The sequence below is a fragment of the Mycobacterium sp. RTGN6 genome (assembly GCF_033804605.1).
GTDB lineage: Bacteria > Actinomycetota > Actinomycetes > Mycobacteriales > Mycobacteriaceae > Mycobacterium.
On the sequence record NZ_JAPZKZ010000001.1, the window covers coordinates 767,766 to 779,381 of the forward strand.

11 protein-coding genes are annotated in these 11,616 nt (G+C 69.6%); 7 read left to right on the plus strand and 4 right to left on the minus strand.

What is annotated here, in order from left to right:
- Positions 1-37: 37 nt before the first annotated feature.
- The 3 genes from SLQ33_RS03795 to SLQ33_RS03805 all read right to left on the minus strand — a co-directional run bounded on the left by SLQ33_RS03795 (position 38) and on the right by SLQ33_RS03805 (position 4,008).
- The gene (locus tag SLQ33_RS03795; protein ID WP_319452426.1) at positions 38-1,444 is read right to left on the minus strand and encodes an FAD-dependent oxidoreductase; all 1,407 of its coding nucleotides are present in this window, start codon (positions 1,442-1,444) and stop codon (positions 38-40) included.
- A gap of 34 nt (positions 1,445-1,478) precedes the next feature.
- Complete coding sequence (locus tag SLQ33_RS03800) at positions 1,479-2,366, minus strand: sterol desaturase family protein (RefSeq protein WP_413467578.1); 888 nt, start codon at positions 2,364-2,366, stop codon at positions 1,479-1,481.
- 73 nt (positions 2,367-2,439) lie between these two features.
- Positions 2,440-4,008, minus strand: a complete 1,569-nt coding sequence (locus tag SLQ33_RS03805) for a carboxylesterase/lipase family protein (RefSeq protein WP_319452428.1) — start codon at positions 4,006-4,008, stop codon at positions 2,440-2,442.
- Positions 4,009-4,230: 222 nt separating this feature from the next.
- On the opposite strand from SLQ33_RS03805, the gene SLQ33_RS03810 reads away from it, so the two are divergent.
- The 4 genes from SLQ33_RS03810 to SLQ33_RS03825 are packed head-to-tail and all read left to right on the plus strand — an operon-like array spanning position 4,231 to position 6,448.
- Positions 4,231-5,139: an oxygenase MpaB family protein gene (locus SLQ33_RS03810; protein WP_319452429.1), complete on the plus strand. Its 909-nt coding sequence runs from the start codon at positions 4,231-4,233 to the stop codon at positions 5,137-5,139.
- Complete coding sequence (locus SLQ33_RS03815) at positions 5,136-5,759, plus strand: TetR/AcrR family transcriptional regulator (protein WP_319452430.1); 624 nt, start codon at positions 5,136-5,138, stop codon at positions 5,757-5,759. Before SLQ33_RS03810 ends, SLQ33_RS03815 begins: the two co-directional genes overlap by 4 nt.
- A gap of 21 nt (positions 5,760-5,780) precedes the next feature.
- Entirely contained in the window at positions 5,781-6,122 is a 342-nt protein-coding gene (locus tag SLQ33_RS03820; protein ID WP_319452431.1) for a DMT family transporter, read from the plus strand.
- Positions 6,123-6,124: 2 nt separating this feature from the next.
- Positions 6,125-6,448: a DMT family transporter gene (locus SLQ33_RS03825; RefSeq protein ID WP_319452563.1), complete on the plus strand. Its 324-nt coding sequence runs from the start codon at positions 6,125-6,127 to the stop codon at positions 6,446-6,448.
- On the opposite strand, the gene SLQ33_RS03830 is transcribed toward SLQ33_RS03825, so the two are convergent.
- A complete protein-coding gene (locus SLQ33_RS03830) occupies positions 6,417-7,610 on the minus strand; it encodes an MFS transporter (RefSeq protein ID WP_319452432.1) in 1,194 nt (397 codons plus the stop codon). The genes SLQ33_RS03825 and SLQ33_RS03830 overlap by 32 nt on opposite strands.
- Before the next feature lie 22 nt (positions 7,611-7,632).
- On the opposite strand from SLQ33_RS03830, the gene lysA reads away from it, so the two are divergent.
- The 3 genes from lysA to SLQ33_RS03845 all read left to right on the plus strand — a co-directional run bounded on the left by lysA (position 7,633) and on the right by SLQ33_RS03845 (position 11,551).
- Positions 7,633-8,901, plus strand: a complete 1,269-nt coding sequence (gene lysA / locus SLQ33_RS03835; protein ID WP_319452433.1) for a diaminopimelate decarboxylase — start codon at positions 7,633-7,635, stop codon at positions 8,899-8,901.
- A 38-nt stretch (positions 8,902-8,939) separates the two neighbouring features.
- A complete protein-coding gene (gene malQ / locus SLQ33_RS03840) occupies positions 8,940-11,084 on the plus strand; it encodes a 4-alpha-glucanotransferase (RefSeq protein ID WP_319452434.1) in 2,145 nt (714 codons plus the stop codon).
- Between the two features lie 65 nt (positions 11,085-11,149).
- Positions 11,150-11,551, plus strand: coding sequence for a hypothetical protein (locus SLQ33_RS03845; protein WP_319452435.1), 402 nt, complete (start codon positions 11,150-11,152; stop codon positions 11,549-11,551).
- The last annotated feature ends 65 nt before the right edge of the window (positions 11,552-11,616 follow it).

Sequence of the window (11,616 nt, forward strand, 5' to 3'; positions counted from 1 at the left end):
GTTGCTAGATGTCCGTGAGCAAGTTACTGGCGAACGTCTACGAGTCGAAGCCGAGCCCGAGCGCATCGAGGGTGCGCAGCAAACGATTGCGTCGGCCAGCCGAGTGATCGGCACGATCGAGCGACCACCGGGTGGCCTGGATCCCGATGCTGGCCAACGGTTCAGGAGGAAATGGTAGCGGCCGACGGCGCACCATTTCGAGCTCGGTGCGCGGGGTCGGCGCGCCGTCGAGAAGGTCCAGACACACGTCGGCGGCGAATCGGGCCGCCGCGACGCCGAGTCCGGTGAAGCCGTTCACGTAGGCCACCTTGCCGTCCCTGGCCAGTCCCCAATGTGCGCAGAACCGGGTGTTCGTGTCGATGGCGCCCGCCCACCGGTGACTGAAGTTCACGTCGTCGAGCTGGGGAAAGGTGAGGAAGAAGTGCGCGGCCAGCCGGCGATACGTCTCCGGCCGATCCTCGTAGGTGGCGTCGACGCGGCCGCCGAAGCGGTAGATCGCGTCGTACCCGCCCCAGACGATGCGGTTGTCCGCACTGAGCCGGTAGTAGTGAAACTGGTTGGCGCAGTCGCCGATTCCCTGCCGATTGCGCCACCCGATGCGGTCCAGTTGAGCGTCGCTGAGCGGATCGGTGGCCAACACGTAGTCGTAGACGGGCACCGTGTGCCAACGGTTGCGCCGTAGCAGGTGACTGAACACGTTGGTCGCGAGGACGGCTTGGCGGGCGGTGACGCCCGCGTCACCGGTGTCGACGGTCAACGCCGCGCCGCCGGAGCCAATCGCCGTCGCGTTGGTGTGCTCGTATATGTGCACCCCCGCGCGCTGGCAGGCGCGGGCGAGTTCGATCGCCAGCTTGCCCGGGTGGACGATCGCGCAACTCTCGGGGTTGAACAGGGCGGCGAGATAGGTCGGCGAATGGACTTCGCTCCGAATCCGGGCTCCGTCGAGGAAGGTGCCCTCCCCCGCGGCGGCCGCCTCCTCGAGCCAGCCGACTTGGTGAGGCTCGGTGGCCACCGAGAGCATCCCGGTGCGCTGCCATTCGACGTCGAGGCCGAGTTCCGCCAGCTCGGCTTGCATGCCGTCGAGGTTCTCCATGCCCATCGCATTGAGTCGTTCGAGCTCGTCGGGCCACCGCGACCTTCCGTTCTCGAGCCCATGGGTCAAGCTGGCGTCGACGAACCCTCCGTTGCGTCCGGAGGCGGCCCAGCCGATCCGGCCCGCCTCGACCAGGGCGATGCGCTTCTCCGGATTGCGTCGCGCGGCGTGCAACGCCGTCCACAGCCCGGTGTAGCCGCCACCGACCACCAGCAGGTCGCAGGAGATCGGAGCGGTCAGTCGCGGATAGTCCGGCCGCTCGATGTCCAGCCACATCGAGCCGAAGGCGCTGTTGGCCAGCGAGCGTTCGATGAGGACGGGATCCACTTCGCCGTCGAACACGGTTTTCACAGTCCGGGACACTACGGCCACTCTCCGCGCCGGCTCAGGAGGCGCTGGTGACGGGCGCTGCGATGTCGGGTTGCACGCGCTCTCGCGGGCCCCAGCCGGGCGGGCCGAAGACGAATCCGAAGCGGTCGCGCCACCGCCGTGCGTGCCGGACGTCGCGGGCGATGGCGACGTACTCGTGCGTCTGCAGCGTCCAGATGTTGAAGGTGTCCACCTGCTTGGTCAGCCCGTAGTTGGGTCGCGACGTCTCGGCCGCGAAGCTTCGAAAGAGTCGGTCCCAGATGATGAAGATGCCGCCGTAGTTCTTGTCGAGGTACTGCTGATCCATGCCGTGGTGCACGCGGTGGTGTGACGGCGTGTTGAAGACGAACTCGATTGGCCGCCATAGCTTGCCGATGCGTTCGGTGTGGATCCAGAACTGGTAGACGAGGTTGATCGAGAAGCTCGCGAACACGATCCATGGCGGCACGCCGACCAGCGGCAAGAGTGCGCGCAGGAACACGTCGCCGCTGATGTTCCACTTCTGCCGCACTGCGGTCGCGAAGTTGAAGTACTGGCTGGAGTGATGCGCCTGGTGCGTCGCCCAGAATATGCGGACCCGATGCGCCATCCGGTGGTACCAGTAGTAGAGGAAGTCGACGCCGAGGATGGCGATCACCCACGTGTACCAGGCCGTCGCCGGCAATTGCCACGGTGCGACGTAGACGTACAGGGCCGCGTACCCAAACAGTGCGATGCCGTTCATCACGGCGTTGATGCCGATCGACCCCACGCCCATCCAGATGCTCGCCCACGCGTCCGGCTTGAGGTAGGCACCCGACGGGGCGCGCTCCCCCTCGACGTGTGCAAGTTTGCGGGCCGATAGCCACTCGATGACGAGGAAGAGAATGAAGAACGGGACGGCGAACGTCACCGGGTCGTGCATCAGCGGAGGCAGCACCTCTGAATGGAGCCAATCCACGTCGAAAACCTCCCACCGGGAGTTTAGCTGCTGGGAATCAGCGGAAACTCAGGACGTCGTTACCCCAGGCGTGGCGCAGCGGGCCGTCGAGGTCGGTGACGACGGTGTCGGCCTTGTCGATCACCAGCGCCGCCCGATCGGTGGTGCGATACGGCCTCCAGTCCGGCTCCCCGGTAGGACCCCGCGGCTCGCCGTGTGCGGCGAAGTTCAGCCACCTTGCTCGGATGCGCTGCGACACTGCGGTGCCCGTGCGTAGCCCGCCCAGCTTGAAGGTCGGATCCTTGGGCCCGGCCAGCAGATTGCCCCATACGTAGGGCAGCTCCGTCGCGTGGGCGCCGCCGAGGCGCAGCAGCCGCAGCATCGGTGTGGCCCAGTCGAACCGGTACACGTAGGCGGGCGCGACGGCGCCGTGGCCTTCGGCGAACCAGAGCGACGGCATGCGGAAGCCGATGTCGCGCGCCACGCCCATCCCCGGCGCCTTTCCGCGGCCTCGGTACGTGGCGCCGAGTTGCGACTCGGTGGGGATCTGCACCCCCGGTTGTTCGGCGGCGATCTCGTTGAACATGGCCCTGATGGCCTCCGGGGTGATGGGCATCAACGGCGACTTCATCCAACGGAACAGCGCCGCTTCGTGCTCGTTGGTGCCGATGATCAGCGGCACCGGGTGGGTGCGGCCCGCCCGCGCGACCTTGACGGGGTAGTCGGGCACGACGTCGCCGTCGACGATCGGCGCGAACGCGAGCGTGCCGGGGGTACGCAGCGGCACCTCGTCGAACAGTTTCCTGGACGCCGCGAGCAGCGCCGCGGTGGGAGCATCGAGCAGCCGCTCGGGCTCGTCGGGCGCGACGTCGACGAGTTCGAGGTAGCGGGCGGCCAGCCCGCGGGACCTGGCCGCGTCGTAGACCGACGTCGCGGGCGAACTCTGTGCGATGGCCGCCGAGAAGAGCCCGGCTGCCGCAGGGCTGGCCAGCAGGGTGGTGACGACGCCGGCGCCCGCGGACTCGCCGAACAACGTCACCTTGTCGGCGGCACCGCCGAACGCCGCGATGTTGTCGCGCACCCAGTGCAGCGCGAACAGCACGTCGCGCAGGCCGAGGTTGGAGTCGAAGGTCGCACGCCCGGTGGTGAGCCCCGAAAGATCCAGGAACCCGAACACACCGAGCCGGTAGTTCACGGTGACGATCACCGCGTCGCCGCCGCTGGCCAGCACGCCGCCGTCGTACAGGGGCTGGGCCGAGGACCCGAGCACGTACGCGCCGCCATGCACCCACACCATCACCGGCTTGCCGTCGCCGGGCCGGGTGTCCGACGAGCACCACACGTTGAGCGTCAGGCAGTCGTCACCCTGGGGTGCGCCGAGGTCGATGGGGATCCGCGGATCCGTGGGCTGCGGGCATACCGGACCCATGGCCGTCGCATCTGCGGGCTCCGCCCACTTCGGCGGTGGCTGCGGGGTGCGCCAGCGAAGCGGCCCCACCGGAGCCACCGCATAGCGGATTCCCTTCCACGCCTTCACCCTTCCGTCGTCGGCACCACGGACGGGCCCGTGCTGGGTGTCTGCGACGGGGTAGGCGACCGCCCGCACGCTGTCTGGCTGGGTCGTCACTTCTTCGCGTGCCCGCCGGCGGCAGCACGGTCGGACCGGGGATCAGTCATGCGGTGCTCCTCGAGGTCGATGGGGCGACAGTCAATCCAGGCTACGCGCGCGGCCCGACAGGCCCTGATCGGCGGATACGCCAATGTTTTCAGCCGCCCGCGCTGGCCTGACCGCGATCCTGGTGGTAGACATGTGGTGCTAAGTGTCACATTTCTACCGTTGGGGGTGGGCATGGATGGGTTGCGTCGCCGAATCGTCGCTGACTTCGAGAAGGCCGCGGGTCGCCACGACGACCCGCAGGTGTACGGCGGCCCGCCGGGTGACCACGGTCTGCTTGGGCCCGACAGCATCTCCTGGGAGATCAACGCCGACCTCGCATCGGTGTCGCAGGCCGGGCTGCCGGCCATCGTGCTCGAGATCCTTCATCCGTCGGTGGTCGCAGGCGTCCAGGACATGTCGAACTATCGGCAGGACCCGTTCCAGCGGGCCAGAGCCACGCTGGGATACGTGCTGACCACCACGTTCGGCAACACCGCCGCGGCCACCGCACTCATCGAACACGTCAAGCACGTGCACTCGTACGTCAACGGCACGAGGCCCGACGGGGTGGCGTACCGCGCGCTCGATCCCGAGCTGATCACGTGGGTGCACACCTGCATCCCCTGGATGATCCTGCGGACGTTCGAGCACACCAACCGGGCGCTGTCGCTCGAGGAGCAGGATCGTTACCTCACAGAGCAAGCCTTGATCGGCCGGATGGGTGGCGGAGACTCGGTGCCCGCGACCGCCGCCGAACTCGACGAGTACGTCGCCGACATGCGGCCCAAGCTGAGCGTCAACGCCCAGACGCGGGACTTCGTCGACTTCCTGCTCACCTCGCCGTTCTTCCCCGACCTGCCCGACGCGCTCGACCGTCGGCTGCACCGGTTCGCGGTGTTCGCCGGGATGAGCCGGGCCCCGCACTGGGCACGCGAGCTCGTCGGCTTCGACCGTCCGTCGCCGCTCACCCGGCTACTGATCGATCCGATGCTGCAGTTGGACGCGCGACGGCTGCGATGGGCGTTCGGGACGCCGCGGTTCGTACGACTCGCCCGGGCACGGGCCGCGGGCGTCGCGCTGACCGAAGCGGCGCCGACGTGATCGACGCGCAGTTCCTCGAGGCCGTCGGCGGCGCCACCGGCGCCGACCGCATCGAAGAGGAGTCCGACCGAACCAGCCAACGCATCCTCGACGCGGCCCTGCAGGAGGCCGCTTCCGTTGGCCTGCAACGCATCACGGTCGAGGACGTGGTCCGTCGGGCCGGTGTCTCGCGGATGACGGCGTACCGCCGGTACCCCAGGCGCGACGATCTGGTGGCGGCGTTGGTGCGTCGCGAGACGCAGCGCTTCCTCGGCGCGGTCGCCGACGCCATCGACGCCGTCGAGGATCCCAACGAGGGCGTTGCGGAAGCGTTCATCGGCGCCGTGCGCTTCGCCCGCGACCATCCGATGCTGAAGCGCGCGGGCCACACCGAACCCGCCCCCATCGCGGACTGGGCCGAGCTGCTCGACATGGGCGCGGCATTCATCGCGAACTACATCCACGGTGACGCTTCTGGCGCGCCGACGCAGCCCGTGCGGTGGGTCGCCGACGTCTTCGCCCGGCTGTTCTTCACCTACGTCTCGGCGCCACCGCGCGACCCGGACTTCGCCGACGACGGCGACCTGCGCCGGTTCGCCCACGAGGTGCTCACGCCGATGGTGGAGCGGGCGCTGCGCTGAGCGGGCGCTACCTTGGTCGGCGTGCGCAAGTGGGTGCTGCTGACAGCTGCCATTCTCACCGAGGTCGCCGCAACGCTGTCGTTGCGCGCGTCGCAGGATCACTCCGCGTGGCTGGTCCTGGTGGTCGTGGGCTACTCGTGTGCGTTCGTCCTCCTGACGATGGTGCTGCGCCTCGGCGTCGCCGTCGGGGTGGCGTATGGAATCTGGGGCGCGATCGGCACCGCGCTGACCGCGGTGCTTGCCGCAGCGATCTTCGGTGACCCGCTGACGTGGCCCATCGCCGTGGGCATCGGGCTCATCATCGCCGGCGTGCTGTTCGTGGAACTCGGATCGCGCCCGGCGCGGGCGGAAGGCACCGCGTGAACATGTGGTTGGCCCTCGCCGGGGCGATCGGGATCGAGGTCTTCGCCACCCTTGGCCTGCGGGCGTCGGACGGGTTCCGGGTCAAGGCGTGGATCGCCCCCGTCGTGCTGGGTTACCTGGCCTCGTTCTACGGCCTGTGGCTGACGCTGCACCTGGGCATGCCGGTGGGCATCGCCTACGGCGTGTGGACCGCATGCGGTGTCGCGCTCGTCGCAGTCGTCGCGCGCTATCTTTTCGACGACCCGCTGACGGTGCGCATGGGCATCGGCATCGGCCTCATCGTGGCGGGCGTGCTCACGATCGAGTTGGCGGGCGTCGCGCGCTGAGCGCTCCGGCCGTCGCGATCACCGCGAGCCCCGCCGCCGGGACGAGCAGCAACCCGACCCGCAGGCTCGTCGCGTCGGCGATCAAACCGACGACGGGGGGCGCCGCGACGAATCCGACCCGCATCAGCCACGCCACCGCGGTCAGTCCGGTCCCCGGCCGCAGCCCCGGCAAGCGGTCGGCGGCGTGCATGGCGGCGGGCACGGTGGTGGCCATGCCGAGCCCAGCGACGGCAAAGCCGGCGATCGTGCCCGGCACGCTCGGATACGCCAGCGCGAGCCCCATCCCGGCGGCGGCGACCAGCCCGCCGACCCGCGCGACGGCTCGCTCACCGAACCGATCAACCAACCGGTCGCCGACGATCCGCCCGATGAACTGGGCCCCGAGCAGCGCGACGTAGCCGGACGCCGCGAGTGCTCCGACGGCGCCAAGCCCGTCACGCAGATACAGGGTGGCCCAACTACTTCCGGCATCCTCGACCACGGCGCCCGCGGTCGCGATGACGACGAGGGCCAGCAGCGCGGCGTAGATCCGCCAACCCGGCCAGCCCGACGTCGACGAGCTGGTGTCCGGATGGTCGTCGTTGTCAGGCCCCTTCAGCAGGAAGGGATACGCGGCCACCGCCACTGCGCCGAACACGACGGCGCTGACTCCGAGGTGCACCGAGCGCGGCACCTGCAGTGCGATGGCGGCCGCGCCCATGGCCCCGCCGAGTACCGCGCCCGCCGACCAGATCGCGTGCAGCGAGTTGATGATCGACCGGCCGTACACGCGCTGCACCCGCAGTCCGTGAGCGTTCTGCGCGACGTCGGTGACGGAGTCGAACGCCCCGCCGACGAACAATGCCGCGGCCAGCAGCAGCGGTGTCGGCGCCGAACCCGCGACGAACACCAGTGCCGCGATGCCGAGCGTGCACACCAGCGTCGTGCGGGCCGACGTCAACCGGCGAACCACCGAGCCCGCGGCCAGGCCGGCGACCAGGGCCCCTGCCGGGAACGCCGCAACGGCGACCCCGTAGGCGGTATTGGACAGCGCGAGATCCGTCTTGAGCTCGGGGAACCGTGGCACCAGGTTGGCGAAGATGGCGCCGTTCGTGAGGAACATCGCGGCCACTGCGAGCCTGGCCCGGCGGGCGCGCGACGATTCGACCGTTCCGCGAGCCATGGCTGCCGACCATACTGTGGTGATGCCAAGCCCCGCCGAGCTGCTGAGCCTGTTTCCACCCCGTTCGCAGCTGGACGCGGACGGCACGCTGATGGTGGGCGGCGCTCGCCTCGACGACGTGGCCGCGGAGTTCGGTACCCCGGCGATCGTCGTGTCGGAGGACGCACTGCGACAGCGCGCCCGCGACTACCTGTCGGCCTTTCGCAGTCGCTGGCCACGCCTCGACGTGGCGTTCGCATCGAAGTCGTTCCCCTGCACCGCCGTTCAGCGCGTCATGGTGGAAGAGGGGCTGCACCTCGACATCGCGGGCGGCGGCGAGCTGCTCGGAGCGGTCAAGGCGGGAGCGGATCCGGCCAGGCTGGTGCTTCACGGCAACGCCAAGTCCGACGAGGAACTCGGGCTCGCCGTCGAGCACGGGGTCGGGCTGGTCGTCGTCGACAATTTCGACGACATCGACCGGCTGGAACGGATCGTGCCCGCGGGCCGTCGGCAACCCTGCTTGGTGCGGGTGATCCCCGGCGTGGAGGCCGACACGCACGCGTCGCAGGCCACCGGCCACCTCGGCTCGAAGTTCGGGCTCGCTCCGGACGACGCGCGACGTGCCATCGCGCGCATCGAGGCCAGCCCGGTCCTCCGCCTCGACGGGGTGCACACCCACGTCGGCAGCCAGCTGCTGCACGTCGACCAGCTGGCCGAGGCCGTCGCCCCCATCGCCGCGCTCGGCACCTTCGACACCTACGACCTCGGCGGCGGACTCGGCGTGCGGTACACCTACGCCGAGCATGCGCCGAGCCTCGAGGAATACGCCGAGGCGATGATCGGGCAGGCGCGCGCGCTGCTGCCCGCCGGGAGCCGCATCATCATCGAGCCGGGTCGCAGCATGGTGGCTGCCACCGCGTGCACGCTCTACCGCGTCACGACGATCAAGCATGGCCAGGTCACGCACGTCGCGGTCGACGGCGGCATGGGTGACAACCTCGAGGTGTCGCTCACCGGCCAGCGGTTCGAAGCGGCGCTCGTCGACCGCGTCCGCGCCGACGGCGAGACCGTCACGGTCGTCGGGCGCCACTGCGAGTCGGGTGATCAGTTGGTCGACGGCGTCGCCCTGCCGAGTCCGGCCATCGGCGACCTGCTTGCGGTGCCCGTCACCGGCGCCTACTGCTACACGATGTCCAACCAGTACAACGGCGCACGCCGGGTTCCGGTGGTCTTCGTGCGCGACGGGCAGGCCCGCCTCGTCGTGCGTCGCGACACCTGGTCGGACCTGTTCGTCCGCGACGTCGACGCCTAGTCGCACATGCCCGCGCCGATACCGGCAAGATTGCGGCCATGACAGACCTGGCCGCTGCGCTGGTCGAACTGGCCCACCGCCACGGCGTCGCCACCGGATACGACGACTGGGTCGGTCACCACCGGGTGGTCGCGGAGTCGACGCTCGTCTCGGTCCTCGCCGCGTTGGGAGTGCCCGCCGCGACCGAAGAGGAAAGGGCTGCAGCGCTTCTCGCGCACGACCGGGACCACTGGCAACGAACCCTCCCACCGACCATCGTCGCGCAGGCCGGGCGCGTGGCCGCGTTCTGGGTGCACGTCACCCACGGCGACCCCGTCGGCGTGTGGATCCGGTTGGAGGACGGCTCGGTGCGGGCCGGGCTCCGGCAGTTGGAGAACAACCATCCGCCGTACGACCTGGACGGCCGGTGGGTCGGCGAGGCCACCTTCGAACTGCCCGCAGACCTGCCGCTCGGCTATCACGAACTTCACGCTCAGGCCGGCTCGGCGGATAACAGCACCACGCTCATCGTGTCCCCCGCCGCCGTCACGATGCCCGCCGCGCTGGGCAGCGCGAGGACGTGGGGGCTGGCCACCCAGCTCTATAGCGTTCGCTCCGAAAGATCTTGGGGCATCGGCGATCTCACCGACCTGACCGATCTTGCCGTGTGGTCGGCTGCGCGTCACGGCGCGGGCTTCATTCTGGTGAACCCGCTGCACGCGGCGGCCCCCGCGGCCCCCATGGAACCGTCGCCGTACCTGCCGACCTCACGGCGGTTCGTCAACCCGATGTACCTGCGCGTGGAGGCGGTCCCGGAGTTCGCCTACGCGCGGCACCGCGGCCAATTGCGCAAGGCGCGCAACGTCACTCAGGCTCATGCCGACGCTTCTGCGCTGATCGACCGCGACTCGGCGTGGAAGGTCAAGCGCGCCGCGTTGAAGAGCGTCCACCGCGTCGAACTGGCCCCTGGCCGGGCGCTGGCGTACGAGGCCTACCGGGCGCGCGAGGGCCGCAGCCTCGACGACTTCGCCACCTGGTGCGCGATGGCCGAACAGCACGGCAACGACTGGCACCAATGGCCCGTCGAGCTGCGCCACCCCGAGGGCGACGCCGTCGCGGCGTTCGCCGCCGAACACGCCGACCTCGTCGACTTCCACCGCTGGCTGCAGTGGCAGACCGACGACCAGCTGACCCGGGCGCAGGCCAGCGCACTGCAGGCCGGGATGCCGCTCGGCGTGATGCACGACCTCGCGGTCGGCGTCGACCCGAACGGCGCCGACGCGTGGGCGTTGCAGGACGTGCTGGCGCTCGGGGTGGCGGCGGGGGCGCCGCCGGACGAATTCAATCAACTGGGGCAGGACTGGTCGCAACCGCCGTGGCGACCCGACCGGCTCGTCGAGCACGGATACGAACCGTTCCGTGCGCTGGTGGCCGCGGTACTCCGACACGCGGGTGGCGTCCGGATCGACCACATCATCGGGCTGTTTCGGCTGTGGTGGATTCCTCAGGGTGCACCGCCCACGGACGGCACCTACGTCCGCTACGACCACGAGGCGATGATCGGCATCGTCGCGCTGGAGGCTCAGCGGGCCGGTGCGGTCGTCGTCGGCGAGGATCTGGGCACCGTCGAACCCTGGGTGCGCGACTACCTGCGTGAACGCGGGTTGCTTGGCACGTCGATCCTGTGGTTCGAGCAGGACCAATGGGGTGACGGCGGACCGTTGCAGGCGCAGTGGTGGCGCGAGTACTGCCTTTCGGCGGTCACGACGCACGACCTTCCGCCGACGGCGGGCTATCTCGCAGGCGAACACGTGCGCATTCGCAAGGAACTGGGCCTGCTCACCCGGTCGGCCGAAGACGAACTCGCGGCCGACCGTGCGGAGCAGGCCGCGTGGCTCGCTGAACTGCGCCGGACCGGCCTGTTGGCGGCCGACGGCGAGCCGACGGTCGACGACGTGGTGCGGGCGCTGTACGCCTATCTCGGCGGTACCGCGTCGCGGTTGCTCGCGCTGGCGCTCCCCGACGCGGTCGGCGACGTTCGCACTCAAAATCAGCCCGGTACCACCGACGAGTACCCGAACTGGCGGGTGCCGTTGGCCGCCCCAGACGGGCGTCGACTCCTGCTCGAGGACGTGTTCGACGATCCGCGCGCGGCGGCGCTGGCAGAGGTGATGCGCAAGGCGGTAACGCCGACGCGGGAGTGACCGAAGTTCACCCAAGGGACTCATCTGCGATATGTTCGCAACGCACCGCGACACCCGGAGGTCACGTGAAGAAGCTAGTCGTACTGGGCGCAGGATCGATTGCCCTCACCGCAGCCGCCCTGCTCAGCCCGGCCGTCGCCGCGTCTGAACCCGCGAGCCCCAATGCGCTCAACGTCGTCGGCGAGCCATATGCCAAGGCGCTGAAGATTCTCAAGAGCCAGAACGTCAAGGCGTTCTTCGGCGGTTCCCACGGCGACGATGTGCCGCAGGCGCTGTGCATCGTCGATCAGCAGAAGATCACCGGCGGTGGCCGGATGTACCTGATGCTCGACTGCACCCAGACCGCCGCCGATGACGCCGCAGCCAGCCAGCCCGCCGTCGGTGCGGCCCCCGGAGCTCCTGGGGCTGCTGTGCCTGGCCAGGGCACGTACGGCGGTCCCATCGGGGTGGCCGTCCCCGTCGGCTGACACGCGCCAACAACCCGCTACCGGCGTTCCCACATAACGTCGTAGACTGCCCCTGTCACTAGCCA

Excerpts from the sequence above, each read along its gene's own strand:
- SLQ33_RS03800 (WP_413467578.1), bottom strand. The coding sequence starts at position 2,366 with ATGCACGACCCGGTGACGTTCGCCGTCCCGTTCTTCATTCTCTTCCTC.
- SLQ33_RS03810 (WP_319452429.1), top strand. The coding sequence starts at position 4,231 with ATGGATGGGTTGCGTCGCCGAATCGTCGCTGACTTCGAGAAGGCCGCG.
- SLQ33_RS03825 (WP_319452563.1), top strand. The coding sequence starts at position 6,125 with ATGTGGTTGGCCCTCGCCGGGGCGATCGGGATCGAGGTCTTCGCCACC.
- SLQ33_RS03830 (WP_319452432.1), bottom strand. The coding sequence starts at position 7,610 with ATGGCTCGCGGAACGGTCGAATCGTCGCGCGCCCGCCGGGCCAGGCTC.
- lysA (WP_319452433.1), top strand. The coding sequence starts at position 7,633 with ATGCCAAGCCCCGCCGAGCTGCTGAGCCTGTTTCCACCCCGTTCGCAG.
- malQ (WP_319452434.1), top strand. The coding sequence starts at position 8,940 with ATGACAGACCTGGCCGCTGCGCTGGTCGAACTGGCCCACCGCCACGGC.